Source organism: Lentzea roselyniae (genome assembly GCF_039537795.1).
GTDB classification, from domain to species: domain Bacteria; phylum Actinomycetota; class Actinomycetes; order Mycobacteriales; family Pseudonocardiaceae; genus Lentzea; species Lentzea atacamensis.
In genome coordinates, this window is the sequence record NZ_BAABBE010000001.1 from 522,600 (window position 1) to 548,801 (window position 26,202).

General features: G+C 68.9%; 25 protein-coding genes. 12 read left to right on the top strand and 13 right to left on the bottom strand.

Features of this window, described 5'->3' with window-relative positions:
- The first annotated feature begins 47 nt into the window (after positions 1–47).
- On the top strand, positions 48–1,532 hold the full coding sequence (locus tag ABFX45_RS02720; RefSeq protein ID WP_346127268.1) for an FAD-dependent oxidoreductase: 1,485 nt from the start codon (positions 48–50) through the stop codon (positions 1,530–1,532).
- Here the strand turns inward: ABFX45_RS02720 and ABFX45_RS02725 are convergent.
- The 4 genes from ABFX45_RS02725 to acs form a co-directional block, all read right to left on the bottom strand.
- Entirely contained in the window at positions 1,504–2,421 is a 918-nt protein-coding gene (locus tag ABFX45_RS02725) for an alpha/beta fold hydrolase (RefSeq protein WP_109633039.1), read from the bottom strand. The two genes, ABFX45_RS02720 and ABFX45_RS02725, sit on opposite strands and share 29 nt — an antisense overlap.
- Positions 2,418–2,858: a phage holin family protein gene (locus tag ABFX45_RS02730; RefSeq protein WP_233439151.1), complete on the bottom strand. Its 441-nt coding sequence runs from the start codon at positions 2,856–2,858 to the stop codon at positions 2,418–2,420. The genes ABFX45_RS02725 and ABFX45_RS02730 overlap by 4 nt, the downstream gene beginning before the upstream one ends.
- Positions 2,855–4,021: a Na+/H+ antiporter NhaA gene (nhaA, locus tag ABFX45_RS02735; RefSeq protein ID WP_112231206.1), complete on the bottom strand. Its 1,167-nt coding sequence runs from the start codon at positions 4,019–4,021 to the stop codon at positions 2,855–2,857. Before nhaA ends, ABFX45_RS02730 begins: the two co-directional genes overlap by 4 nt.
- Positions 4,022–4,147: 126 nt before the next feature.
- A complete protein-coding gene (gene acs, locus ABFX45_RS02740; RefSeq protein ID WP_109631005.1) occupies positions 4,148–6,130 on the bottom strand; it encodes an acetate--CoA ligase in 1,983 nt (660 codons plus the stop codon).
- A 259-nt stretch (positions 6,131–6,389) separates the two neighbouring features.
- Here acs and ABFX45_RS02745 point away from each other — a divergent pair, with 259 nt between their 5' ends.
- A complete protein-coding gene (locus tag ABFX45_RS02745; protein ID WP_109631008.1) occupies positions 6,390–7,118 on the top strand; it encodes an oxidoreductase in 729 nt (242 codons plus the stop codon).
- Here the strand turns inward: ABFX45_RS02745 and kynU are convergent.
- Positions 7,108–8,220: a kynureninase gene (kynU, locus tag ABFX45_RS02750; RefSeq protein ID WP_346127272.1), complete on the bottom strand. Its 1,113-nt coding sequence runs from the start codon at positions 8,218–8,220 to the stop codon at positions 7,108–7,110. The genes ABFX45_RS02745 and kynU overlap by 11 nt on opposite strands.
- Entirely contained in the window at positions 8,217–9,032 is an 816-nt protein-coding gene (locus ABFX45_RS02755) for a tryptophan 2,3-dioxygenase (protein ID WP_109631014.1), read from the bottom strand. Before ABFX45_RS02755 ends, kynU begins: the two co-directional genes overlap by 4 nt.
- A 106-nt stretch (positions 9,033–9,138) precedes the next feature.
- Between ABFX45_RS02755 and ABFX45_RS02760 the strand changes: the two genes are divergently transcribed.
- Positions 9,139–9,579, top strand: a complete 441-nt coding sequence (locus tag ABFX45_RS02760) for an Lrp/AsnC family transcriptional regulator (RefSeq protein ID WP_233439153.1) — start codon at positions 9,139–9,141, stop codon at positions 9,577–9,579.
- On the opposite strand, the gene ABFX45_RS02765 is transcribed toward ABFX45_RS02760, so the two are convergent.
- The 3 genes from ABFX45_RS02765 to ABFX45_RS02775 all read right to left on the bottom strand — a co-directional run bounded on the left by ABFX45_RS02765 (position 9,568) and on the right by ABFX45_RS02775 (position 11,949).
- On the bottom strand, positions 9,568–10,479 hold the full coding sequence (locus ABFX45_RS02765) for an N-acetylmuramic acid 6-phosphate etherase (protein ID WP_109631017.1): 912 nt from the start codon (positions 10,477–10,479) through the stop codon (positions 9,568–9,570). The genes ABFX45_RS02760 and ABFX45_RS02765 overlap by 12 nt on opposite strands.
- A complete protein-coding gene (locus tag ABFX45_RS02770) occupies positions 10,476–11,396 on the bottom strand; it encodes a MurR/RpiR family transcriptional regulator (RefSeq protein WP_233439154.1) in 921 nt (306 codons plus the stop codon). The genes ABFX45_RS02765 and ABFX45_RS02770 overlap by 4 nt, the downstream gene beginning before the upstream one ends.
- Positions 11,397–11,502: 106 nt before the next feature.
- A complete protein-coding gene (locus ABFX45_RS02775; RefSeq protein ID WP_109631024.1) occupies positions 11,503–11,949 on the bottom strand; it encodes a carboxymuconolactone decarboxylase family protein in 447 nt (148 codons plus the stop codon).
- 50 nt (positions 11,950–11,999) lie between these two features.
- Between ABFX45_RS02775 and pdxR the strand changes: the two genes are divergently transcribed.
- On the top strand, positions 12,000–13,337 hold the full coding sequence (gene pdxR, locus ABFX45_RS02780; RefSeq protein ID WP_346127276.1) for a MocR-like pyridoxine biosynthesis transcription factor PdxR: 1,338 nt from the start codon (positions 12,000–12,002) through the stop codon (positions 13,335–13,337).
- On the opposite strand, the gene ABFX45_RS02785 is transcribed toward pdxR, so the two are convergent.
- From ABFX45_RS02785 to ABFX45_RS02800, 4 genes are all read right to left on the bottom strand, one after another.
- On the bottom strand, positions 13,320–14,843 hold the full coding sequence (locus tag ABFX45_RS02785; RefSeq protein ID WP_346127278.1) for a serine hydrolase domain-containing protein: 1,524 nt from the start codon (positions 14,841–14,843) through the stop codon (positions 13,320–13,322). The genes pdxR and ABFX45_RS02785 overlap by 18 nt on opposite strands.
- 7 nt (positions 14,844–14,850) lie before the next feature.
- A complete protein-coding gene (locus ABFX45_RS02790; RefSeq protein WP_346127280.1) occupies positions 14,851–16,056 on the bottom strand; it encodes an exo-beta-N-acetylmuramidase NamZ family protein in 1,206 nt (401 codons plus the stop codon).
- Entirely contained in the window at positions 16,053–17,708 is a 1,656-nt protein-coding gene (locus tag ABFX45_RS02795) for a glycoside hydrolase family 3 protein (RefSeq protein WP_428834068.1), read from the bottom strand. The genes ABFX45_RS02790 and ABFX45_RS02795 overlap by 4 nt, the downstream gene beginning before the upstream one ends.
- A gap of 630 nt (positions 17,709–18,338) precedes the next feature.
- The gene (locus ABFX45_RS02800; RefSeq protein ID WP_346127284.1) at positions 18,339–19,133 is read right to left on the bottom strand and encodes an HAD-IB family hydrolase; all 795 of its coding nucleotides are present in this window, start codon (positions 19,131–19,133) and stop codon (positions 18,339–18,341) included.
- 448 nt (positions 19,134–19,581) lie between these two features.
- Here ABFX45_RS02800 and ssd point away from each other — a divergent pair, with 448 nt between their 5' ends.
- The 8 genes from ssd (at position 19,582) to ABFX45_RS02840 (ending at position 25,783) form a co-directional block, all read left to right on the top strand.
- Positions 19,582–20,616: a septum site-determining protein Ssd gene (gene ssd, locus ABFX45_RS02805; protein ID WP_346127286.1), complete on the top strand. Its 1,035-nt coding sequence runs from the start codon at positions 19,582–19,584 to the stop codon at positions 20,614–20,616.
- A 1,038-nt stretch (positions 20,617–21,654) separates the two neighbouring features.
- Positions 21,655–22,770, top strand: coding sequence for a TadA family conjugal transfer-associated ATPase (locus ABFX45_RS02810; RefSeq protein ID WP_346127288.1), 1,116 nt, complete (start codon positions 21,655–21,657; stop codon positions 22,768–22,770).
- A complete protein-coding gene (locus ABFX45_RS02815; protein WP_346127290.1) occupies positions 22,764–23,534 on the top strand; it encodes a type II secretion system F family protein in 771 nt (256 codons plus the stop codon). The genes ABFX45_RS02810 and ABFX45_RS02815 overlap by 7 nt, the downstream gene beginning before the upstream one ends.
- Entirely contained in the window at positions 23,531–24,058 is a 528-nt protein-coding gene (locus ABFX45_RS02820) for a type II secretion system F family protein (protein WP_109631046.1), read from the top strand. The genes ABFX45_RS02815 and ABFX45_RS02820 overlap by 4 nt, the downstream gene beginning before the upstream one ends.
- 14 nt (positions 24,059–24,072) lie before the next feature.
- Positions 24,073–24,234: a DUF4244 domain-containing protein gene (locus ABFX45_RS02825; protein ID WP_211337132.1), complete on the top strand. Its 162-nt coding sequence runs from the start codon at positions 24,073–24,075 to the stop codon at positions 24,232–24,234.
- A 10-nt stretch (positions 24,235–24,244) separates the two neighbouring features.
- Complete coding sequence (locus tag ABFX45_RS02830; protein WP_346127293.1) at positions 24,245–24,544, top strand: TadE family type IV pilus minor pilin; 300 nt, start codon at positions 24,245–24,247, stop codon at positions 24,542–24,544.
- Positions 24,541–24,966: an Rv3654c family TadE-like protein gene (locus tag ABFX45_RS02835; protein WP_109631055.1), complete on the top strand. Its 426-nt coding sequence runs from the start codon at positions 24,541–24,543 to the stop codon at positions 24,964–24,966. Before ABFX45_RS02830 ends, ABFX45_RS02835 begins: the two co-directional genes overlap by 4 nt.
- Before the next feature lie 196 nt (positions 24,967–25,162).
- Positions 25,163–25,783, top strand: coding sequence for a bifunctional DNA primase/polymerase (locus ABFX45_RS02840; RefSeq protein WP_109631058.1), 621 nt, complete (start codon positions 25,163–25,165; stop codon positions 25,781–25,783).
- The last annotated feature ends 419 nt before the right edge of the window (positions 25,784–26,202 follow it).

Below are 26,202 nucleotides of genomic sequence, written 5' to 3' on the forward strand. Positions count from 1 at the left end.
TATCGCGATACAGTGTATCGAGCGATACAGTGTATTGAGGGGATGGGATGAAGACTTCGGTGTTGGTGGTCGGGGGAGGGCTGGCGGGCACGTCGGCCGCGCTGTTCCTGGCCTGGCGCGGGGTGCCCGTGACGTTGGTGGAGAAGCATCCGGGCAGCTCAGCGCACCCGCGAGCGGTCGGCTTCACGGCACGGGTCGAGGAGTTGCTGCGCGCGGTGGGACTGGCGGACGGCCTACCGCCGAGCAGGATGGTGAAGGGCTTCGGCATCCGGCGGGTCCGGGTCGAGAGCCTGGCAGGGGAGTGGTTCGAGGAGACCTTCTGGTCACCACCGGCCGAGCTGTCCAAGATCGAGTACTCGCCGTGCACCGGCGTGGGGGTGGCGCAGGACAGGATGGAACCGATCCTGCGGGACAAGGCCCGCGAGCTCGGCGCGGACATCCGGATGAGCACCCGGATGCTGGAGTTCTCCCAGGACGACGACGGCGTCACGGCGATCGTGCAGGGCGACGGTGAGCCCTACGAGATCCGCGCCGACTACCTGATCGCGGCGGACGGGCACCGCAGCCCGATCCGTGAGGCGCTCGGCATCACCCGCAGCGGCCGCGGGTACATGCACACCTCTCGCAGCGTGCTGTTCCGCGCGCCGTTGAACGAGTACCTGAAGGACGGGATCGGCCAGTTCATCGTCGACGGCGTCGGCTTCCTGACCACCTACGGCGACGGTCGCTGGGTCCTGATGCTCGAAGACCGCGAGTACGAAGAACCCGAGCTGCGGCAACAGATCGTCCGGGCCATCGGCCGCGACGACCTCGACATCGAGATCATCACGACGGGCCGTTGGACGATCAGCGCTGCGGTTGCGGACCAGTTCGCGAAAGGCCGGGTCTTCCTGGCAGGGGACGCCGCGCACACGTTGCCGCCGAGCCGTGGCGGGTTCGGGGCGAACGTCGGCATCGAGGACTCGCACAACCTCGCCTGGAAGCTCGCCGCCGTGCTGAACGGCGAGTCACGTCCGTCCCTGTTGGACACCTACGACGCGGAACGGCGCCCGGTCGCGTTGCTGTGCCACCAGCAGATCTTCGCGCGCAACGACGGCCACAACCGCGACGGCGAGCCGGACGACGCGCCGTTGATCGATAACAGCGCGATGCACTACGGCGTCCTCTACCGCTCGGACGCGGTGCTCGGCGCGGGACCGGAACTGCCGCCCGCCCAACGCCCCGAGCAGTGGAACGGCCAGCCGGGCACGCGGGCTCCGCACGTGTGGATCGCGCCCGGCAAGTCCACATTGGATCTCTTCCAACGCGGCTGGGTGCTCGTCGCGGACCACCCGCAGTGGGAGGAGGCCGCGAAGCAGCTGGGGATCCGGTACGAACGGATCGAGCAGCTGGACGTCTTCGGGCTGTTTGCCAAGGGTGCTTCCCTCGTGCGCCCGGACGGCTACATCGCCTGGCGCTCCACCGACCTGCCGAACGACCCGGCAGGGACTCTGGAGACCGCGTTCAGGACGTCTTCTGCAGGAACTCCGTGATCAACCTGCTGGTGGTGTGGGGCGCTTCCTGGTTCGGGAAGTGCCCCGCCTCCGGCAGGCACCGGAACTCCGACCCGGCACCGAGCCACGGCCGTGAGTCGCGGGCGGACGACTCCAGGGTGATGGGGTCCAGCGCGCCGTGGATCTGCAGCACCGGCACCTGCATCGGCTTGTCGACTGCCTCGGCGAACCGGCGGCCGTCGCTGCGGATCTGCGAGCGCACCGCCCACCGGTAGTACTCCATCGCGCTGTGCGCGACGCCCGGCACCATCATCGCCTGCCGGCAGCGGCGGATGACCTCGTCGAACTCGGGCGCCGACCGCCACTTCGGACCCGACCACGCCGCCAGCAGGCGGGCGACCTGCATCGCGTTCTCGCCGGTCAGCCAACGTTCGGGGTAGATCGGCAACTGGAAGCGCAGCACGTGGGAGTTCACCCTGGGATGCCTGCGGAACGCCCGGCGCATCGCCAGCGGGTGCGGCGCGGACAACACCGAGACCGACGAGACCAGGCGCGGGTGGATCGCACCGACCGTCCAGGCCGTCGCGCCTCCCCACGCGTGACCCACCAGGTGTGCGCGTTGGGCGCCGAGCGCCTTGATCAGGCCCGCGATGTCACCGGCGAGCGTGAAGCCGTCGTAGCCGCGTGGTGGCTTGTCCGAGTCGCCGTACCCGCGCAGGTCGACGGCCACCGCGCGGTAGCCGGCCTCCGCCAGTGCCGTCAGCTGGTGCCGCCACGACCACCAGAACTCGGGGAACCCGTGCAGGAGCAGCACGAGCGGTCCCTCGCCGAGCTCGGCGACGTGCAGGCGAATGCCGTTGGCCGAGACGTCGCGGTGCGTCCACGGACCCGCGACCCGCACCACCGACGGGTCGGGTTTGCGGCTCAGTTGTCGCCGCCCCTGTGCGTGAGGGCCGCAACGGTGTCCTTCGCGGCCGCGATCGACTTCTCCGGTGGCCTGAGCCTGCGCACCTTGCGGTAGCCCAGCAAGGCGAAGAGAACAGCGGTTGCCAGCATCACGGCGAAGACGAGCAGGAAGCCTGCCCAGTAGCCCCACCCGAACAGCGCGGAGAATCCGAACCCGAGCGCCATGAACAGGAAGAACAGGCTGAAGCACAGCACCGTCAACGCGACGATGAAGAAGACGCTGCCCTTCACGCCCTTCTTGATCTCGGCCGCGATCTCGCCCTTCGCGAGCTCGACCTCTGCTCTGACCAGAGTCGACATGTGTGCGGTCGCGTCACGGACGAGGCCGCCGATCGAGGCCTCGGCCGTCGGGTCGTCTGCGGTCAGCGGAATCGACGCGATGTGCTCCCTGGTGGTCACCCGGACATGGTGCCATGAGCCCGGCTGCGACGAATGAGCAACACCGCGGCGAGCAGCGACGAGATCATCGACGCGATCAGCACGGCCGCCTTCACGGTCTCCGGCTGATCGAGTGAGAGCTCCGCGATCAACAGGCTGACCGTGAACCCGACCCCGCCCAGCACAGCCACCGCGATGATGTCCCGCGGCCCCGCACCGGACGGCCACACCGCCGCCTTGAACCACACGGCCAGCGCGGACGCACCCACGATCCCGACCACCTTGCCGACCACGAGCCCGACGATCACCCCGATGGCGATCTTGTCCGAGAAGAGCTTCCCGAACGCCTCGGCGCCCACCGGCACGCCCGCCGCGAACAGCGCGAACACCGGCACCGCCACCCCGGCCGACCACGGCTGCAGCCGGTGCTCGAGCCGCACCGCCGGCGCCTCCTGCTCGTAGGGATCGCGCCTCACCCGCGTCAGCAACGCCAGCGCGACACCCGCGATCGTCGCGTGGATGCCCGACTCGTGCATGAACCACCACGTCGCCAACGCGATCGGCACGTAGAGGAACGGCGTGGTGATCCTCTTGTGCTGCAGGAACCAGTACAGCGCCAGCAGCAGCACGACCGCGCCCGCCGCGAGCAGGTTGAACTTCGCCGTGAACAGGACCGCGATCACGACGATCGCGCCCAGGTCGTCCACCACGGCCAGGGAGAGCAGGAACACCCGCAGACTCGACGGCAGCCCGGACGCCGTCAGCGCCAGCACTCCGAGGGCGAACGCGATGTCCGTCGCGACCGGAATCGCCCACGCCTTCTCGATGCCCGGTTGTCCCCAGCCGATCGACAACGCGACCAGCGCGGGCACGATCATCCCGCCGATCGCCGCGACCACCGGCAGGATCGCGGCCTTGAACTCCGACAGCTCTCCGACGACGAGTTCACGCTTCAGCTCAAGGCCGGCCACGAAGAAGAAGATGGCGAGCAGTCCGTCCTTGGCCCAGTCACCGACGGACAGCGGTCCGGCGTGCAGGTCCCGCAGCCCGAGGTAGGAGGGGGCCAGTGGAGAGTTGGCCCAGATCAGCGCTATGGCGGTGGCTCCGAGCAGCACCATGCCACCGACGGTTTCCGTGCGGAGGTAGCGGGCGAACTCGGCGGCAACGGCCTTCTTGCGCGACAACGGGGCTCCTGGGCGATCGGCGGGTACATCAAATCCTCGTGCCGACCAGGCTTCCCGGCTCACCTGAATGTGATCTTAACGCGAACGGACGCCCTCCGCAGAGGGCGCCCGTCACGTTTGCCCAGATCAGTCTTCGGACTTGCCCGACTGCAGACCGGCGGAGATCAGGTCCATCACCGACGAGTCGGCCAGCGTCGTCACGTCACCGACGGCGCGGTTCTCGGCAACATCCCGGAGAAGACGCCTCATGATCTTGCCGGACCGCGTCTTCGGTAGCTCCGGCACGACCATGATCTGACGCGGCTTCGCGATCGGGCCGATCTCCTTGGCCACGTGGTCGCGCAGCGCCTTGATCGCCTCGGCGCCACCGGCGTCGGAACCCGCGCCACCGCGAAGGATCACGAACGCCACGATGCCCTGGCCGGTGGTCGCGTCGGACGCGCCGACCACAGCCGCCTCGGCCACGGTCGGGTGCGAGACCAGCGCGGACTCGACCTCGGTGGTGGAGATGCGGTGACCTGACACGTTCATCACGTCGTCGACGCGGCCGAGCAGCCAGATGTCGCCGTCGTCGTCGTACTTGGCACCGTCACCGGCGAAGTAGAAGCCCTGCTCGGCGAAGCGCGACCAGTACGTGTCGCGGTAGCGCTCCTCGTCGCCCCAGATGCCGCGCAGCATCGACGGCCACGGCTCGTCCAGCACCAGGTAGCCACCGCCGCCGTGCGGGACCTCGACGCCCTCGTCGTTGACGACCTTCGCGCCGATGCCGGGCAGCGGGCGCTGCGCCGAACCGGGCTTGGTCGACACGACGCCGGGCAGCGGCGAGATCATGATCGCGCCGGTCTCGGTCTGCCACCACGTGTCGACGATCGGGGTCTTGCCGCCACCGACGTTCTCGCGGTACCAGATCCACGCCTCGGGGTTGATCGGCTCGCCGACCGAACCCAGCACCCGCAGCGAGCTGAGGTCGTACTTGGCCGGGATGTCCGCGCCCCACTTCATGAAGGTGCGGATCAACGTCGGCGCGGTGTAGTAGATCGAGACGCCGTACTTCTGCACGATCTCCCAGTGGCGGCCCTCGTGCGGGGTGTTCGGCGTGCCTTCGTAGACGACCTGCGTCACGCGGTTCGACAGCGGGCCGTAGACGATGTAGCTGTGGCCGGTGACCCAGCCGATGTCCGCGGTGCACCAGTAGACGTCGGTGTCCGGCTTGAGGTCGAACACGTTGTGGTGCGTGTACGACGCCTGCGTGAGGTAGCCGCCGGACGTGTGCAGGATGCCCTTCGGCTTACCCGTGGTGCCCGAGGTGTAGAGGATGAAGAGCGGGTGCTCCGAGTCGAACGCCTCGGGGGTGTGCTGGTCGGACTGCGCGTCCACCAGCTCGTGCCACCACACGTCCTTGTCGGTCCACGCGACCTCGGTGTTCGTGCGCTTGACGACGAGCACCTTCTCCACGGACGGCGCGCCGGCGACGGCCTCGTCCACGGCGGGCTTCAGCGGCGCCGGGTTGCCGCGGCGGTACTGGCCGTCGGTCGTGATGACGAGCTTGCACGAGGAGTCCTCGATGCGGGTGCGCAGCGCCTCGGCGGAGAAACCGCCGAACACGACGCTGTGCATCGCGCCGAGACGGGCGCAGGCGAGCATCGCGAAGATCGCCTCGGGGACCATCGGCATGTAGATCGCGACGCGGTCCTCGGCGCCGATTCCCAGCGAGGCCAACGCGTTGGCGGCCTTGGAGACCTCGCGCTGCAGCTCGCCGTAGGTGATGGCGCGGGAGTCGCCGGGCTCGCCCTCCCAGTGGATCGCGACCTGGTCGCCGTGGCCGGACTCGACGTGCCGGTCGACGCAGTTGTAGGCGACGTTGAGCTTGCCGCCGACGAACCACTTGGCGAAGGGTGCGTTCGACCAGTCGAGCACCTGCGTCCACTTGGTGTCCCAGTGCAGCCGCTCCGCCTGCTTCGCCCAGAACGCCTCGCGGTCGGCCTTCGCCTCCTCGTACAGCTCGGGCTTCGCGTTCGCCTGTGCCGCGAACTCGTCGGAGGGCGGGAACGTCCTGCTCTCCGTCAGCAGGTTGTCCAGAGCTTGGCCCTGGCCTGGCGACTGCGTCATGGTGCGAGACCTCCTGGAAAATCCAGACCGGTTGGGGATGCGGGTACTGACCGTAGTGCGAGCCAGTTCACTTCCAACAGGCTCCTCCCTCAAAAGGTTCAGACCAATCTTGGGAGGTTGGTTACACGGCTGTCATTGTGTAACCCGTTTTGTCTGGTCTAGGCACGTGTGGCGCGTTGAACGGGCGAAGTTGCGCGCTCAACGGTCTGTCCAGTGAGCTGGATCACGCGTTTCACCTGGTCAGGTACTCTGCGCGACCGTGACCGATCCGCTTGCTCCGCTGCTTTCCTTGCCTGGTGTGGCCGATGCGGCGAACGCCGCGAAGGACGCCGTCTTCCAGGTGCACCGCCATCGGGTGAACTTGCGCGGCTGGGCCACGACGGCGGCCGAGGCGTCCGTCCGCGCGGCCCGTGCGTCGGCGGCGCTGGAGGGCGGGCCGACCGAGATCCCGTCGTCCGGCGAGGTCTCGGATCCCGTGCTGGCAGGGTCTTTGCGGATCGCCGAAGCACTGGGTGGTCTCGTCGGCACGTGGCAGCGCGCGCCGTTGCAGGCCCTCGCGCGCCTGCACGTCCTGGCCGCGGCGGACCTCACCTCCGAGGTCGGCCGCCCGCGGGTGTCCGGGGACGTGTCGTCGCGGCTCGACCTGCTCGCGTCACTGGTCACCGGTGGAACGTCCGTGCCGGCACCGGTGCTCGTCGCGGTGGTGCACGGCGAACTGCTCGGGCTGGCACCGTTCGACGTGGCCAACGGCGTGGTGGCGCGTGCCGCCGCCAGGCTGACGTCGATCTCCACCGGCCTCGACCCGAAGGGCCTCGGCGTGCCGGAGGTGGCGTGCCTGCGCCGATCGGCCGAGTACGAGGCCGCGTCCGTGGCGTTCGCGTCCGGGACGCTGGAAGGCCTCGCTCAGTGGGTCCTGTTCGTGTGCTCGGCCCTGGAGGCGGGCGCCCGCGAGGCGAAGAGCATCGCGGACGCCGCGCTCACCGGGTGATCCCGGAAACGACTTCGGCCAGGACCTCGGCGGCCCTGATCACGTCGTCGTCGGTCACGTAGAGCGGCGCGAACCCGAACCGCAGGACGTCCGGCGGCCGGTGGTCGCCGATGACTCCGCGCGCGATCAGCTCGTCCATCACGGCCTTGGCGTCCGGGCAGCGCACCGAGATCTGGTTGCCGCGGACCTCGGGCGTGATCACTTCGAGCCCGGTCAGCTTCTCGACGTGCTCGCGGAACGACGCGGTCAGCGCCAGTCCGCGCTGCCGCAGCTCGGCGAGGTCGACGTCGTCCCACACGTCCAGCGCGGCGTCCAGGGCCAGCATCGACAGGATGTCCGGCGTGCCGACCCGCGCCCGCACGATGCCGGGGTCCGGCTCGTAGCTCGGCTCCATCGCGAACGGCTCGCGGTGGCCGTTCCACCCGGAGAGCGGGTTCTCGAACCCGGCCTGCTTGTGCTTCGGCACGTAGATGAAGGCGGGGGAACCGGGGCCGCCGTTGAGGAACTTGTAGGTGCAGCCGACGGCGTAGTCCACACCGAGCGCGTCGAGCTCGATCGGCAGCACTCCCGCGCTGTGGCAGAGGTCCCAGACCACCTGCGCTCCGGCGTCATGAGCCTGCTCGGTGAGCGCCTTCATGTCGTTCAGCGCGCCGGTCCGGTAGTCGACGTGGTTGATCAGCACCACGGCGGTCTCGTCCGTGAGGTCCAAAGAGGACAGATGGGCCGCCCTGATCTTCAGTCCTGCCAGCGTTGCCACCGACTGCGCGATGTAGCCGTCGGTCGGGAACGTGGACTCGTCGCACACGATCTCGGTGCGGTCGGTGCCCTTCACCGCGCCCATCAACGCCTTGAAGACGTTGACCGACGTCGAGTCACCGACGACGACCTGCCCTTCGGCGGCCCCGATCAGCCGGCCGATGCGGTCGCCGATCCGTTGCGGCGCCTCCCACCAGCCCTCGGACCACGACCTGATCAGCCGCGTGCCCCACTGGTGCCTGATCACCTCCTGCATCCGCTCGGCGACGTGCTTCGGTGGTGCGCCGAGGGAGTTGCCGTCGAGGTAGACGACGCCTTCGGGAATGTCGAACAGCTCGCGCCTCACACGTAGCTCCTCGCCGTCCACAACTCGGGGAACACCGCTCGTTGGGTGCGCTTCTCCAGCCATGCAACACCAGCGGAACCACCGGTGCCGACCTTCGAGCCCATCGACCGCCGGGTCGCGAGCAGGTGGTCGTAACGCCAGCGCGCGAACTCCTCGGCGATGTCGGTGAGCGCCTCACCGAGCTCCAGCAGGTCGCGGTCGTCACCGCGGTAGATCTCCGCCCACACCTGCTCGACCTCGGGCGACGCCTCGTAGGCCTTGGTGAGGTCGCGGTCGAGGACGCTCTGCGGGATGTCGAACCCCTTGCGCTTGAGCGCCGCGAGCACGTCGTCGTAGAGCGACGGCTTGGAGAGCGACTCCTCCAGCTGCGCGTGCATCGCCGGCACCGCCCGGTGCGGCACGAGCATCGACGCGGACTTCTCGCCGAGCAGGAACTCCATCTCGCGGTACATGCCCGACTGGAAGCCGGAGCCCTCGCCGAGCGCGTCGCGGAACGAGTTGAACTCGGTCGGCGTCATGCGCGCGATCGGCCGCCACGCCGCCGACAAGGCCTGCAGATGCAGGTCAGAGCGCCTGAGCGTGCGGACGGCAGCCCGCAGGTCGTCCGCGCGCAGCTCGGTCTGGGCCTGCCGCCACTCGAAGCAGAGCAGGCCGAAGTACAGCTCCATCACCTGCGTGATGACCAGGAACGACATCTCACGCGGATCTTTGGACCACTGCTGTTGAAGGGTGTGCAGCACCGACGCGTGCACGTAGTCCTCGTACGGCGTGGTGCCGCCGAAATCCAGCTTGGGGGATACGGGGCAGCTCATGCCTTCAATCCTCCTTCCTGACGGCTCTCACCTGAATGGACGACGAAAGGTGTTCGCCCCGAACTTCTTTCAAATGCAAAACAGATCGCGGAGTAGCTTTGCGTTCATGCTGGATGACGTCGACAAGGCCCTGTTGGAGGCCCTCCAAGAGGATGCGCGCCTGTCGTACAACGAGCTCGCACGCCGAGTCCACGTCTCACCGCCAACGGTCGCCCAACGCGTCCGTCGCCTGGAGAACATGGGCGCCATCACCGGCTATCGCGCCGTCGTCGACCCCACCGTCGTCGGGCGTCCGGTCGTCGCGTTGGTGCGCATGAAGTGCTACGGCCCGCGGTGCATCACGGTCCACCCGGAGCTGCTCGACGACCTTCCGGAAGTGGTCGAGGTCGTGCGGCTGACCGGTGACATCTGCTCGGTGGTGAAGGTGGTCACCACGTCGATCATGGAGCTGGAGCGGCTGCTGGTCCGGCTCGCGAGCCACGGGGAGACGTCGAGCGCGATGGTGCTGTCGACGCCGATCCCGTGGCGACCCGTCCTACCCGGCTAGCCGGTCCAGCGCGTTGCGGACGTGGCCCTTCGTGTCCTCCAGGGCGGCGGCCGCACGTTCGGTCGGCACGCCGGACAGCAGGTGCACGAGCGCCACCTTGAGGTCGCCGGACGCGTCCGCCAGCGCCTGCTCGCAGACGGTCTCGGACAGCCCGGTGGCCTCGTGCAGGATCCGGATCGTCCGGCCGCGCAGCTTCGCGTTGGTCGCCCGCATGCTGATCATCAGGTTGGAGTAGGTGCGGCCGAGTTTGATCATCACCGCGGTCGAGAACGACGTCAGCACCAGCTTCTGCGCCGATCCAGCCTTCATCCTGGTCGAGCCGGCGATGACCTCAGGGCCGGTGTTCAGCGCGACCAGGACGTCCGGCGAGAACGGCACCGAGGCGTTGTTCGAGACGAGCACCGTGTGGGCGCCAAGCGCTTGCGCCTCCTGCAGCGCGCCGATCACGAACGGCGTGCGCCCGGACGCCGTCACGCCGACGACCACGTCCTTCGCGGTGGCCGAACGTCGGATCTGCGCCGCGCCGGAGTGGTCCTCGACCTCCTCGACCGCGCGGACGAGGGCCTCGGAGCCACCCGCGTGGTGGGCGACGAACCAGTCGGCGGGGGCGTTGAACGTCGGCACCAGCTCGGCGGCGTCCAGCGTCGCGAGCCGGCCGGACGTGCCGGCGCCGACGTAGTGGACGCGGCCGCCCGACATGATCGCGGTGACGCCGAGGTCGACCGCGCGGGCCAGCTCCGGCAGTGCCTCTGCGACGGCGGACGGGACCGTGCGGTCCTCGTCGTTGATCATCCGCAGCACGTCGATCGTGGGGACCCGGTCGATGTCGGTCGTGCGCGGGTTCCGCTGCTCGGTCGGAGATTCCACGCGCACCACCACACCGTTCCGGGGGGAGATCATTTAGTCGTCTCCCGCGGCCGCCGGCGGCCGTCTGGTCTCGCACCGAGCCGGTGGCCCGACACGGCTTCGTAGGTCGCCTCCAGCGCCGTCTTCGCCGTGTCCACGTGGTGCTGGGCGACCCCGATGAACAGGCAGTCGATCACGGTGAGCTGGGCGATGCGGCTCGCCATCGCGCCGGAGCGGAACGTGGTCTCGCGCGCGGCCGTGGTCAGCACGTGGTCGGCGACCTCGGTGATGGGCGAGCGCGGGAAGTTCGTCAGCGCGACGGTGGTGGCGCCGGTCTCGCGGGCGACGCGGAGGGCCTCGACGGTCTCCACGGTCGAACCGGTGTGCGAGATGCCGACGGCGACGTCCGCCCCGGTCAGCACCGCGGCCGACGTCAGCGCGATGTGCGTGTCGTTCCAGGCGAAGCAGGTGAGACCGATGCGGTGCAGCTTCTGCTGCAGGTCGAACGCCACGAAAGCGCTCGCGCCGAAGCCGTAGACGTCGACCCGGCGGGCGCCGGCGACGGCCTGGACGACCTTGTCGAGCGACTCGATGTCGAGCTGCTCGGCGGTCTCCTCGACGGCGCGGGCGTCTGCGAACGCAACCTTGCCGACGACCTGCTTCAGGTCGTCTCCCGGCCCGATGTCGCCGCCCATGTCGTGGTTGGCACGGGCGGCGCTGCGGGCGGTGTCGGCGGCGAGCGCGATGCGCAGCTCCGGATACCCGCCGACGCCGATGGCCTTGCAGAACCGCGTCACCGTGGTCTCGCTCGTGCCTGCCTGCTCGGCGACCTCGGTGATGCTGCGGTGTGCGACCGTTCCCGGGTTCTCCAGGACCACCTTGGCGACGCGCTGCTCGGCACGCGCGAGACCCGGCAGCAACGACCGGATCTTCACCAGTGGACTCGACTCGGCACTGCTTTCAGTGGACACGTGGGAAACTTACTAACCGCAACTTCGAGGGTCAACGGAGTGTGCGGTCAACTCACCCCAACTGTGTCCGAAAGTCACCCCATGAGAGCGAATCTGGGGCCGCATGTCACCGAACGTCGGGGACCTTCCTGGTGGAGACGGCGATCCGGTTCCACGAGTTGATGGTGAAGATCAGCGCGATGAGCTGGGCCAGCTCTTCCTCGCCGAAGTGCTTCGCTGCCCGCTCGTAGACCTCGTCGCTGACGTACTCGTGGCTGCTCAGGACGGTGATGGCCTCGGTCAGCTGGAGCGCGGCCTGCTCCTTCTCGGTGTAGAGGTCGCCTGCCTCCTGCCACGCGTTGAGCAGGTAGATGCGTGCCTCGGTCTCACCACCCTTTCGGGCGTCGACCGTGTGCATGTTCAGACAGTAGGCGCAGTGGTTCAGCTGGGAGGCCCGGATCCGGACCAGCTCGGCCAGCTGCTCGTCGAGACCCTCGCGGGCCGCGGCGTCGAGGGCGATCATGGCGCGGTAGACCTTCGGGGCCTTCTTGGCGAGGTCGATTCGGTTCGTCATGTCTGCAAACCTATGGCGCGTATTGGCCCTCAGCATGGTGCAATTCGGTCGTGGAATCGTGGGCCAATCTTGACTTCCACCTTGACCTGTCCGGTCCGGGTGGCCTGCGGCAGCGGTTGACGGCGTCGCTGCGGGAAGCGGTCCGTTCAGCGCGTCTGCCGCCGGGGACCCGTCTTCCTGCCTCGCGGTCGTTGGCCGCAGACCTCGGGATCGCGCGGAACACCGTCGCGGAGGCGTACGCGGAGCTTGTCGCGGAGGGGTGGCTGACCGCGCGTCAGGGATCCGGAACCGTGGTCGCGCAACGGGTCGCGCCACCGCCACCGGTCACTCGCCGGGTTGCCGACTCGGACGTGCGGTTCGACCTGACGGTCTCCACTCCGGACATCACCGAGTTCCCGCGGACGGAGTGGATCCGCTCGACGAGGCGGGCGTTGACTGCGGCGCCCTCGGAGGCGTTCGGGCCAGGTGATCCGCAGGGGCGGATCGAGCTGCGGACGGCGCTGGCCGAGTACCTCGCGCGGGCCCGTGGCGTGCGGGCCGATCCCGAGCGGATCGTGGTGTGCTCGGGCTTCGCGCACGCCATCCGGATGTTCAACCTGCTGCTGAAGCCGTCGGTCGTCGTCGAGGAGTACGGGCTGGGCTTTCACCGGTCGTTGTGGAAGTCCACCGTGCCGCTGCCCGTCGACGACCACGGCGCGAACACGGAGCAGCTGCCCGATGACCGTCGTGCGTGCGTGTTGACGCCGGCGCACCAGTTCCCGTTGGGCGGTCCTCTGCATCCACGGCGGCGCGCGTCGGCGGTGGAGTGGGCACGGCGCGTGAACGGGCTTGTGCTGGAGGACGACTACGACGGCGAGTTCCGCTACGACCGGCAGCCCGTCGGGGCGGTGCAGGGCCTGGATCCGGAGCACGTCGCCTATCTGGGCACGTCCAGCAAGGCGTTGTCGCCGGCGTTGCGAATCGCGTGGATGGTGCTGCCGGATCGGTTCGTCGACCCGATCCTGGCCTTGAAGACCGACCGTGAGCAGTACATCAGCATGCTCGACCAGCTGACGTTGGCGGACTTCTTGTCGTCGGGCGCGTACGACAGCCATGTGCGGCGTATGCGGTTGAAGTACCAGCGGCGCCGTGACCGGCTCGTGGAAGCAGTCTCGCCGTACGCGGAGGTCTCCGGCATCGCGGCAGGGATGCACGCGGTGCTCGACACCCCACACGAAACCGCCATCGTGCGGACGGCGCGTGAACGCGGGATTGAGGTCAGTCCTCTCTCGTGGTTCCGGCACGAGCTGAGCGACGACGACCGCACAGGGATCGTGGTGAGCTTTGGAGCGCCCGCGTTTCCACGGGCGCTTCCGTCGTTCGCCGAGGTCCTAGCGGCGTGCCAGTGACCAGCCGTCAGCCGTGACGTCGCCACGGGCGTGGACGTAGACGCCACGGCCGTTGTACTGGCCGGCCTTCGTGTAGACGAATCGGGATTTTTTCTGCTCTGTGGCCACCCATCGGCGTTCAGTGGTGGTGATCGTGCGGACGTCCTGCCACTGCGTGCCGTCCCAGTGCTGGATGGTCAGCTTGTCACCCTTGTCCACGTCGACGAAGACCTCCACCGGACGTTCCGCGGTGAGCGTTCCGCCGGAAGTCGTTGCGCGCCACTGCTTTCCGTGTGACTTGACCGCGAGCGCGTTGGCCAGGCCGTCGGCGACGACCCGGCGCGCCGGATTCACGCTGCCCCAGTCACGGCTCGGGTGCACGCGGTTGCTCAACAGGATCGCGATCGACCGGGAAGCCTTGTCGATCACGAACGACGTGCCCGTGTAGCCGGTGTGGCCCGCCGTTCCCGGACCGCTCAGCGCGCCCATGTACCAGCGCTGGTTCAGCTCGAAGCCGAGCCCGTGGGCGTTGTCGGGGAACTGCTGGTTGAAGTTCGTGAGCATCAGCTCGAGGGAGTGCTCGGTCAGGATCCTGCGGCCCTGGTAGGTGCCGCCGTTGAGGATCGTCTGGCCGAGAACGGCGAGATCCCTGGCCGTGCCGAACACGCCCGCGTGGCCGGCGACTCCTCCGAGGGACCACGCGTTCTCGTCGTGCACCTCACCGCGGACCATGCCGCGTGGTGGTGCGGACTGGAACTCCGTTGCGGCAGTGCGGTTCCTGGCCTTGGGGTTGTATCCGGTGTCCTTCATCCCGAGCGGCCTGGTGATGCCGTCCCGCACCGCCTGGTCGAGCTTCTTCCCGCTGACCTTGTGCACCAGTTCGCCGAGCGTGATCAGGTTCAGGTCGGAGTAGACGTACGTGGTGCCGGGCGTGGACTTCGGCTTCACGTCCATCACGGCTTTGATGCGTGACGGCACGTCCGGATACAGCTTCCACAACGCGATGAACGGTTCGAGGCCGCTCGTGTGTGTGAGGAGCTGCTTGACGGTGATGTCCTCCTTGCCGTTCACGCCGAACTCAGGCAGGTAGTGGGCGACCTTCTCGTCGATGTCCACCCGGCCCTGCTCGGCCTGCTGGATCACCGCGATCGACGTGAAGAGCTTGGAGATCGAGGCGAGGTCGAAGATCGTGTCCTTCTGCATCGGGACGCGGTCTTCCTCCGGCAGCTGGGTTTGCTGGTCCTGGTAGAGGACGGCGTAGCCGGTGCGGTCGTGCGTGACGATCTTGCCGTCGTGCACGTACATCGTGACGGCGCCGGCGAACAGCGGTTTGCCGTTGGCCTGGGGTCTGGTGAAGCCGCGGACCTGGCGCAGGGCCGTGTTGATCGGCTCGGGATCGAGGTTCGCCCAGTACGGGTTGGACTGGCGCAGGGTCGTCCAGGGGTTCGCGAAACCGTCCTGGGGCTGGTCGAAGTGGCCGGGGATCGCGGCCGTCACGACTGCGACGGCCAGCGCGGGGATGAGCATGGCGTCCTCACCGGTAGCGCAGGTAGGGCAGGCGGGTGCGGCGGAACTGCTGCAGCTCTTGTTGCCACGCACCGATGATCTCGTTCAGCGGAGCCTGGGCGTCGATCATCTTGCGGAGCCGGTCGGAGCCGCTCAGCTTGTCGATCCAGTTGTCGGGCCGCCACGCGAACACGCTGGGGTACAACGACTTCGCGGTGATCAGCATGGCGACGGCTGCCTTGATGGCGTCGAACTCGTGCGGATCGGTGACGTGCAGGGTGACACCGCCGCAGGTCTTGCCCTGGAACTTGTTGAACGTGGGCGCGAAGTAGGTCTCGCGGAACCGCACGCCCTTCAGGTTCAGCGCGTTGAGGGACTCGGCCCAGCGCCAGTCGATGCCGGGTGCGCCGACCGTCTCGAACGGGCGAGTGGTGCCGCGGCCCTCCGACAGCACCGTGCCCTCGAACAGGCACGTGCCGGGGTAGACCAGCGCGGTGTCCTGGGTGGGCATGTTCGGGCTCGGTGGCACCCACGGCAGGCCGGTGTCGAGCCGGTTCCTGCGCCAGCCCTTGACGTTGACGACGTCGAGCCTCGTGGTGAGGTCGAACTCGCCCACGTAGAAGCGGGCCAGTTCGCCGACGGTCATGCCGTGTTGCTGGACGATCGGCTTCAGGCCGACGCCGGTGGCGTAGGCGGGGTCGAGCTGCGGGCCGTTCGCCTTGCCGCCGATGGGGTTCGGGCGGTCGAGGACGATGAAGTCCAGGTTCGGCGCGGCCTGCATCGCCGTGTACATCGACCAGATGTAGGTGTAGAAGCGCGCGCCCACGTCGGCGATGTCGTAGACGACAGTGTCGACGCCCGCCTTGGTGAACATCGCTTGGAGCTTGGTGGCGTTGGCGCCGTACGCGTCGTACACCGGGATGCCGGTGCGTGGATCTTGGTAGTCGCCCTCGGAGCCGCCTGCCTGGGCCGTGCCGCGGAACCCGTGTTCCGGGCCGAAGACCGCGGTCGGTTTGGCGCCGTGGGCGACCATCGAGTCGACGATGTGGGTCTGGTCCTTGAGGATGCCGGTCGGGTTGGTGAGCACACCGACCTTGCGGCCCTTGAGCTTGCGCCAGCCGTCTTGTGCGAGCTGTTCTGCTCCGGTGGCGAGCTTCGGGGCCGCTTCGGCGGTTCCGGTGGTGATGAGCGGGACGGACAGTGCGCTTGCGGTGAGGAACTGTCGTCGCCTCACCAGGTCACCCCGTGGCCGAACGGGTAGGGCGTCGGGCCCGGCACGTCGACCGGCAGTTTGCCCTGCGGCTTGGTCTCGCCGAGCAGGATCTTGGCCAGCGCCTCCATGGAGACCGTCGTGGTCGAGTAGGTGGCGAGCCACGTCTTGGCGTTGCTGTGCGCGACGTCGTAGGGGACACCGGTGGCGACCGCGATGACCGGCTTGCCCGTGGCGACCAGCTGGTTGAGCAGGTCGAGCTGGGTGGGCCTGGTGCTCAGGCCGTTGGTCAGCACGACGATCTTGTCCGCGCTGGCCGCCGCTGCCAGCGCCTGCTGGGTCTGCCCCGGCGTGGGGCTCGTCGCCGTGACGACCTTCGTGGCCTTGAGCCTGGTCGCGAGTGCGGTGGCCGGGGCGTCGCTGGTGCCGACGACCAGGGGAGCGGTGGCGTTGAGCGGGATCGCCTGGCCGTCGTTGCGGACGGCGGTGATGGTGCGGTCGGCGATGCGCTGGGCGGCCTGGGTGTTGGAGCCGACGATCTGGTCGACCTTGTTCACGTCGACCTCGGCGTTCAGCATGACGCCGCGCAGGAGCTTCATCTTGAGGATGCGCAGGACGCTCTGGTCGATGCGCTGCTCGGAGATCTCGCCGCTGCGGACGGCCTTGAGGACGCTTTCGACGGCCAGACCCAGGTTCGGCGGCATCAGGAGCTGGTCGACGCCCGCCTTGATGGCCAGCACCGGGATCTCGGCGTCGGAGTGGAGCTTGCGGACGCCCGCCATCTCCAGCGAGTCGGTGACGACCACGCCGTCGTACTTCAGCTCCTCGCGCAGCAGACCGGTGATGATCTTCGGTGAGAGCGTGGCCGGGTTGCCGGACGGGTCGATCTGCGGGACCTGGATGTGCGCGGTCATGATCGAGTCGATCTTGCCTGCGATGGCGGCCTGGAACGGCGGCGAGTCGATCTGACGCCACTGGTCGAGACTGCGGTTCGAGACCGGCAGGCTGGTGTGGCTGTCCTCGGACGTGTCGCCGTGGCCGGGGAAGTGCTTGGCCGTCGAGGTGACCGAGTCCGGGTCGAACCAGTGGCGGCCCTCGTAGCCGGTGACCTGGGCCTTCGTCATGTCGGCCGCGAGCTTCGGGTCGCTGGAGAAGCTGCGCACGCCGATGATCGGGTTCGCCGGGTTGGAGTTGACGTCCGCGTCCGGCGCGAAGTTCTGGTTGATGCCCATCGCGCGGAGCTCCTGGGCGGTGATGCGGGCGGCCTCTTGCGCGTCCTGCGTGCTGCGGCCGGCGCCGAGGGCCATGTTGCCCGGCAGCTGCGTGGCAGGCGGGCCGATGCGGGTGACCTGGCCCATCTCCTGGTCGATCGAGATGAGCAGGGGAATCTTGCTGGCCTTCTGCAGGCCGTTGGAGAGCTGCGCGATCTGCTTCGGGGTGTCGATGTTGTCGCGGCTCGAGTTGTTGAAGTAGATGACCCCGCCCGGCTGGTACTTGCGCACCATCTCCGCGGGCGTGTCGACTCCGAAGTCCGTCCGGTTCTTGGGGTGCGGGACGTCGGCGGCCTGGCCGTTGACGTACGTGACGAAGAGCTGGCCGACCTTCTCTTCAAGCGACATCCCGCGCAGCGTCGTCACAGAGGCGTCCGCTCTCGCCACCGGCGTGAGGGCGACCATAGCTGTGACCAGCGTCAACGCGGCAATCTTCCGCACTTGTCCGAGCCTCCCGGTGATGTTCCCACAGGTAACTGGCGCATTTCGCAAGTTACTCACGACTGCGTGGTGGGTCAACGGGCGGACATTCTGCCGTTCGGCGGCACTTTTTGACCGCACAAGCAGACGGGGCACCCTCGTAAGGGTGCCCCGTCGACAGCGCGGGCTTGCGAGTTACCAAGCGTGCAACTCGTGTCGTACAACCCTGGCCTCGGCGTCCGGCGTCCCGGTACGCAGGCCCTAGACGACAAGCCTCCCGCGGCGTGCTGCGCGTGGGTACTCGAAGTCCGCGCACGGAGCCCTGCCGGGGTGGAGTCTGGCTTCTCTTCGCCAGGTCCCTGGCCGACCCGAGGTCCGCACCACCCATTTAAGTGCGTGGGGGCGGTCACAGCAAGGGCTCGGAAGGGTGCACCGTTCAAGCCACGTTCAGTAGTGAAAGCACTGCGGTTTCAGCGTTTGTGAGGTTTTGTCCATGTTCGGGTACCGCTGACAGGGCGGCGGCGTGCACTCACGCGGACACCACGTGTGCACGGCGTTGCCGCTACTCGCCGGTACCGGTCACGAAGGCTTCCTCTTGGCCGTCGAGGCTTGACTTCAGTCCCGGCTGCGCTTGCGTCGGAGGCCGTACCAGGCGGCACCGGCCGCGGCGACAGCGCCGAGGCTGATGGCCGTGACCGCGACGGTCTTGCCCGAGGGGGTCGGGATGCGGGAACGCAGGCTCACCGGGTCCGAGAACTGCAACACCGGCCAGTCTTTCTGCGCGGCGGTGCGGCGCAGGCCCCGGTCCGGGTTCACGACCGTGGGGTGGCCGACGACCTCGAGCATGGGCAGGTCGGTGACCGAGTCCGAGTAGGCGTAGCTCTTGGAGAGGTCGTAGCCGTGCTCGACCGCGAGCTGCTTGATGGCGATGGCCTTGTTGTCGGCCGCGCAGTAGAAGTCGACGTCGCCGGTGTAGCGGCCGTCCAGCACCACCATCCTGGTTCCGACGCTGTAGTCCGCGCCGATCATCTGCGCAATGGGCGCGACCAGTTCTTCGCCGGATGCACTCACGATGACGACGTCGTGACCCTCCGCTTTGTGGTCAGCGATCAACTGCGTCGCTTCTTTGTAAACCAGCGGGTCGACGATGTCGTGCAACGTCTCGCTGACGATGCTGCGGATCTGCTCGACGTCCCACCCCGCGGCCAATGCCGTGATGTGCGCGCGCATGCGGTCCATCTGATCCGCGTCCGCGCCGGCGAGCATGAACACGAACTGTGCATATGCGCTCTTCAGCACCGCGCGGCGGTTGATCAACCCCTCCTGGAAGAAGGGACGGCTGAACGCCAGCGTGCTCGACTTCGCGATCACGGTCTTGTCGAGGTCGAAGAAGGCGGCGATCCGAGTCATGTACCTCAGCTTAGGTGTACTCGTCAGTAGGCCGTTCGGGCGGCATTTCGGTCGTGTACGAAACCGTTGTGGGACACGGTTACCGAAACTTGGCATGCAGCTGTTGCCGAAGTTGCGCGCAGCACTGGCGCATGGGGATACAGTAGGAGAGTCCGGTTCGACGGACGGGTTCAGTCCGACCCCCCGGGACTGAACCATTGACGACCCCCGTCCCTCCCCCCTGGCGGGGGTCGTCCCATATCCACGGCCCGTTTCCCGGTGGCCGCGACTGGACCTCTGCCGCCCTTCCCGAGGGTTTCGACGCCCAACCCCTCAGCGTCGCACAAGGCACCGACACTTCCGGCGTCCCAGGCCGTCCAAGATCGCGACTTGTCCACACCCGGCGATTTGTCCACATCTGGATCTTCACCCGTTGTGTCGTTCATCACGACCAACCACGGTGGACCACATGACCCACCCCACCGCCCTGCTCTCGGACCAGGACCTTCTCGACGAAGTCCTCCGCATGGCCGCGGCCGCCGACTGCCCGCTCTCCTGCGCACCCGACGTGACCTCCCTGCGCTCGCAATGGCACAGCGCGCCCCTGGTCCTGCTGGACCCGGCCGCGGTCTCCGCCTGCCTGGACGCGAACTTCCCGCGCCGCTCAGGCGTGCTGGTGGTCCACGGAGGCGACCCGCCCTGGGTACCCGCCGTGGCACTGGGAGCCGACGCCGTCCTGGAACTCCCCGCCGACGGCGGCACCCTGGTGAGCGCTCTCACCGACGTGGGCGAAGGCCCGCCGTCCGACCGCGGCCGGGTGGTGTCCTTCGTCGGCGGCCGCGGCGGATCGGGCGCCTCGATCCTGGCCATCGCCTGCGGCCGCGAGGCCGTGGCGACCGGCGGCGAGGCGATGCTCGTCGACTGCGACCCGCTGGGCGGCGGCATAGACCTGGCCCTGGGCACCGAGTCCGACGAGGGCGCCCGCTGGCCGGGCGTGCACTGCAGCGGCGGCCGGGTCCCGATGTCCGCCCTCCGCGCGGCCCTGCCGGCGTCCGGCAGCCTCAGCGTCCTCTCGTGCGACCGCACGGGCCCGGACCCCGAACCGGCAGCCGTGGCCGCAGTGCTCGACGCGGGCCGCCGCACCGGCTGCACCGTCGTGTGCGACCTCCCACGCCACCCCACCGCCGCCGCCTCCGCCGCCCTGGACCGCACGGACCTGACGGTCCTGGTCGTGCCGGCCGAGGTGCGTGCAACCGCGGCAGCGACCCGCGTGGCCTCCAACCTGCTGACCCAGGGCCGCAACATCCGCCTGGTGGTGCGCGGCCCGTCCCCCGGCAACCTCCAAGCCGCCGAGATGGCCGAGGTGATCGGCGTCCCCCTGCTGAGCCAGATGCGCCCGGAGCCGGGCCTGGCCGAGACGCTGGAACGCGGCCACTTCCCGCGCAACGCCAAGGGCCCGCTGGCCACCGCGGCCCGCCTGGTGCTGAAGGAGCTGCGCCCATGAGCTGTTCAGACTGCCTGCGGCTCACCGTGATCCTCCGTCAGGTTCGCCGTGCTCGCTCCGGAGGCCGGGCATGCGACGAGGAGGCGGGGGAGGCGCCCGATCTGGCCACCTGTGGCAGGTGCAGCCAAGCCGGATCTCCTCCGGGCGGGGACACCGCATCTCATGGTCGTCGCTCCGAGATCCCGTTCGCGCGGAAGGAGCTGTGCCCGTGAAGTGCCTGCGCCGCTCCCGACGTCGCCAGGCCGAGAGCGCTCCTCGCGCGGGAGGAACCGCGGTCACGAGCGGCTTCCACCCCGCTGGTTTCGCCCTCACCACGCCGAAGCCTGCCGTGCGCGAGAGGAGGCGCACCGGTGAGCTGCCTGCGCCGCTCCCGGCCTCCCCAGACCGAAAGCGTTCCCCGCGCGGAAGGAACCGTGGCCATGAGCGGCTTCCACCCCGCTGGTTTCGCCCGCGCCACGCCGAAGCCTGCCGTGCGCGAGAGGAGGCGCACCGGTGAGCTGCCTGCGCCGCTCCCGGCCTCCCCAGACCGAAAGCGTTCCCCGCGCGGAAGGAACCGTGGCCATGAGCGGCTTCCACCCCGCTGGTTTCGCCCGCGCCACGCCGAAGCCTGCCGTGCGCGAGAGGAGGCGCACCCGTGAGCTGCCTGAGCCGCTCCCGGCCTCCCCAGGCTGAAAGTGCTCCCGTCGCGGAAGGAACCGCGGCCGCGAGCAGCGTCCGCTCGCGCCGCTTTCGCCCGCGCCACTCCGAAACCTGCCTCGCGCAAGAGGAGCCGCAGCTGTGATCCGCCTCCGCCGCTCTCTCCCGCACCACGCCGAAACCCGCCTCGTGCAGGAGGGACCGCACCCGTGATCCGCATCCGCATCTGGTTGCGGATGTTGCGCAACCTCTTCGTCTACGGCCGCCCCTTCCCTCCTCCCTTCGTGTTCAAGGAGCCACCGGAATGAACCGCTTCCTCATCTGGTGCCACGAAACCTGGCTCCGCCTGACCGGCCGCCAGATCACCCACGGCCGCCACGCCCAGCGCCCGGAGGCCGCCACATGACCACCACCCTGATCGACCGTGTCCGCCATCGCCTGGCAGGCGCGGACATGGAGATGACCGCCGCGGTTGTCGCCCACGCGGTCCGCTCCGAAGCGGGCGGGGTGCTGGCCGACGCCGACGTCTTGGAAGCCCTCCAAGTCCTCCGCCAGGAGTTCAGCGGCACAGGTCCGCTCGATCCGCTGCTCGCCGACCCCGGCACCACCGACGTCCTGGTCACCGCGCCGGATCAGGTGTGGGTCGACGGCACCGCGGGCCTGCGCCGCACCACGGTCACGTTTCCGGACGAGGCCGCCGTCCGCCGCCTCGCCCAACGCCTGGCGGTGGCCGCGGGCCGGCGCCTCGACGACGCCTCGCCGTGCGTCGACGGCTGGTTGCCGGGCAGCGGGGTGCGGCTGCACGCGGTGCTCCCGCCCATCGCGGACCGGACGTGCCTGTCCCTCCGCGTGCTCCGGCCGGCGACGCACGACCTCGACGGGCTGCGGGAGCTCGGCACGTTCGACGCCGAGATCGCCGAGGTGCTCCGCGCGATCGTCCGCAGCCGCAGGGCGTTCCTGGTGGTCGGTGGCACGGGGTCTGGCAAGACCTCCTTGCTGTCGGCGTTGCTCGGTTGTGTTCCGCCGGGCGAACGCATCGTGTGCGTGGAGGACGCGGGCGAACTGCATCCCGACCACCCGCAGTTCGTGCGGCTGGTGGCGCGCCCGCCGAACGTCGAAGGTGCCGGCGAGATCACCGTGCGGTCGCTGGTGCGGGAGGCGTTGCGCATGCGGCCTGATCGGATCGTCGTGGGTGAAGTGCGGGGTGCGGAGGTTCGTGAGCTGCTCACGTCGTTGAACACCGGCCACGAAGGAGGCGCCGGAACCCTGCACGCCAACTCGCCGGCCGAAGTCCCCGCACGCCTGGAAGCGCTGGGCGCGTTGGGCGGGCTCGATCCGCAAGCCGTGCACAGCCAGGTGGCGGCGGCCGTCCAGCTCGTGCTGCACATGCGGCGAGCGGACAACGGTGCGAGACACCTCAACGAGATCGGCGCGTTCGTCCGCACAGAACGTGGGCTCGAGGTCCGTCCAATCTGGGCGAAAGCGAGCGGTTGGCACGAGAAGGAGCTGCTGTGCTGAGCCTCCTGCTCGTGGCGGCAGCCCTGCTGGTGTGGCCGCAGCTCAAGCCACTCCGCCGGCTCCGGCCAGCCGGTAAGCGCGAGATCGTTGTGCCGCAATGGCTGTGGCTGATCGCCGCGGTCACCGTCACCTACCTCGCGGCAGGCGTTGGCGGTCTGATCGCTGGATCAGTCCTCGCGGTGGTGATTTACCGAATCGTCAAGCAGGGCAGGCGAAGCCGCGCGCTGAGAACAGCGACCGAAGCACTCAGCAACGGGCTGGGCGGTGTGGTCGACGAGCTGCGGGCAGGTGCCCACGCGGCGACCGCGGCCGAAGGTGCGGCCCAGGACACCCCGGCGCCTGCCGCCGAGGTGCTGAAAGCAGCTGCCGCCACCGCACGACTCGGCGGCGACGTGGAGCGGACACTTCGCGACCTCCGTCAGCCTGTCCTCGGCACCGCCGTCGATCAGCTGGCCAAGGCGTGGCACGTGTCAGCGAAACACGGCGTGGCGCTGGCTGACGTTCTCGACGCCACCAGACTCGATCTGGATCAGCGGGCGGCGTTCGCACGACAGGTGCACGCGCGCATGGCAGGTCCGCGAGCGAGCGCGGCTGTGCTCGCGGGATTGCCGGTCTTCGGTGTGCTGCTGGGCGAGCTCAGCGGCGCCAGACCGCTCCACATCCTCATCTCCACCACGGCCGGTCAGTTCCTGCTGGTGCTGGGAGCGCTCTTCCTCGCGGCCGGACTGTGGTGGACGAAGCGGATCACCGAGGTGGAGCCGTGACGCTCGTCCTCCTGGCGCTGGCGATCCTGGTCGCGCCGGCGCCGCGAAAGGCGATCGACCGGCTGAGACCCAAGGCGCACGATCCGCCGCGGCGTGTCACCACACCCGACGGTCCGTTCGAGCGGGCGGCTGCGCTGGACCTCATGGCCGCCTGCCTCAAGGCAGGCCTGCCGGTGCCCACGGCGATCCGTGCGGTCGGCATCGAAGAGCTCAACCAGACGGCCGAGCTCCTCGCGCTCGGCGCGGATCCGGTCGCCGCGTGGGCTCCGGCGCTGGAGCGGCCCGTCACCGCCGCACTGGCGAGAGCCGCGCGGAGGACCGCTCGATCGGGTGCGGCGCTGGCCCGGCAGGCCGCTGAGCTCGCCGAGCGGACCAGAGCCGAGGCCAGGGACCAGGCCGAGGCGAAGGCGCAACGGGCTGCGGTCACGGTGGCGGCGCCGCTGGCGCTGTGTTTCCTGCCGGCGTTCCTGTGCCTCGGCGTGCTGCCGGTGGTGCTGGGGCTGGCCGGTCAATTCCTCAAGTGATGAAGGGTGAACAGATGGAACTGCTGAAGGACGACAGCGGCATGAGCACGGTGGAGTACGCGATCGGGACGCTGGCGGTGGCCGCGCTCGCCGGGGTGTTGTACGCGCTCGCCTCCAGTGACTGGATGCAGAACGCGCTGCAAGGGCTGATACAGCGTGCGCTGTCGTCGGTCTGATGACCGGGGCATGGTCACGGTGGAGGCGGCCATCGCGGTGTGCGCGCTGCTGGTGGTCATGGCGTTGGCGGCCGCTGGGCTGACAGCGGCCATCGAGCAGATGCGGTGCACCGACGCAGCGAGAGAGGCGGCGCGGCTCACGGCGCGCGGTGAACGGCAGCGCGGTGAGGAGGCGGTCGGGCAGATCGCGCCCGGAGCGAGCGTCGCGTTTCAGCACGAAGGTGACGCCGTCAGGGTCGTCGTCGCCAAACGCGGACCACTGGGCGTGCCGCTCGGCGCGGAGGCGTTCGCCGTGCTGGAGCCGCGATGAACGGCGAAGCGCCTGGTGATGAGTGCGGTTCGGCTGCGGTGAGCGGCGTGGTGGCGATGTTGTTGCTGATCATCGTGACGATCACCGGTGTCCAGGTCGGTGCGGCCGTCGTCGTGCGGCACCGGGTGACAGGTGCGGCCGATCTCGCGGCGCTCGCCGGTGCGTCGAGCCTTCCCCAAGGTGCCGAAAGTGCTTGTGAACAGGCGAAACGGGTGGCGCAGAGCAACGGGGCGGCACTCGAGAGCTGCTCGGTGAGCGGTTGGGAGGTGGTTGTGTCGGTGTCGGCGGTTACGCCGTTCGGCCCGGTGAGCGCGCGGTCGAGGGCAGGTCCGGCCGAAGATCAAAGCGTTTGGAGCGCGACGAGCGGTCACCTCCGGGCGGTGAGCGGACTCACACCGGCGCCCGGACATGCTGAACGGTGATCGAACTAAACGCGGGGAGTTCAGTTCCTCGTTCTCGCAAAGGGCGTTCGCCGTTCCGTAGCTACCAGTTGTCGAGCGGGGGTTACGGAGGCTGGTGCCGGTGTCGTTAGTTGTAGTGGCGGCACCGACGCGGTGTCTCAACGAAACCGACACCACGTCGATGTCGAGTCAGAGCCTAGGAAGAAGGCGACGGAAGATGGATTGGTCGGATAGCTGGCGCGGGGCCTTCCGCATCGAACTGCGTGCCGAGGCCGTGAGCCTCGCGTACCGCGGTTGGCCCGTACTGCCCGGCACCTATCCGGCCGGTTCGGAGCAGGGCGTCACCCAGTGGGCGGGCCGCAGCGGGCTCGAGCTCCACGGTCCGATCCCGGTGCACCGCGACTGGGTGGACCGCATCGGTACGCGTCCCGATCAGGTCGCCACGTGGTGGGCCGGTCGTTCCTACAGCCTTCTCGTCGCCACCGGCCACGTGGTGGACGCGATCGAGGTCGGCACCGACCTCGGCCGCCGCGCGGCCGTCGCACTGCGGTCGATCGGTGTTCCCGTGCCGATCGCCGCGACCCCGTCCGGCCGGTGGATGTTCCTGGTGAAGTCCGGCTCGAAGCTCAACACCGAGCTGGCCAACAACTCGGACGTGCACCACTACGCCCAGGGCGAGTACATCCCGCTGCCGCCCACCCCGATGGCGCACGGCGTCGTGCACTGGCGGGTCAAGCCGTCGATCTGCGGCTGGAACCTCCCGGACGCGCACATCGTGCAGGACGCACTGGTCGAGGCGCTGCACGCCCCGGCCGGCTTCCAGCTCGAAATCGCCTGACACAACTGCAAAGCCCGGCCGCGCTGGGTGTCGTCGTGGACTCTCCCCGACAACCCCGAAGGCGATGCCCTGCGCGGCCGTTCCACCCCAGCCCGATCCGATGATCGGCCTCCGTACCCCGCACTTCGGGGCCGCAGAGGAACGGGCGAAAAGCCGAACACGCACCCCGAAGGACAGCCTCCCGCGAAGAACGACCGGGCCGAGGAACGTTAGTGGCAGGGCAACAGCTCTGCCGCGGTCGGTGAAGCCGGCTCCTCCCCGGAGTTCGTCCCAAGACAGTCGACACCGTCGCCTCCCGCGTGTCCTGTCGAGACGAACAACCAGATTCCACCGATGTTCCAAGGGATCCGGTCGCCAAGCGGTAGCAGGCGGGAAAACAGTGTTCGGCACGTGGAGAGCGCGCGCCGCAGGTACCCGTG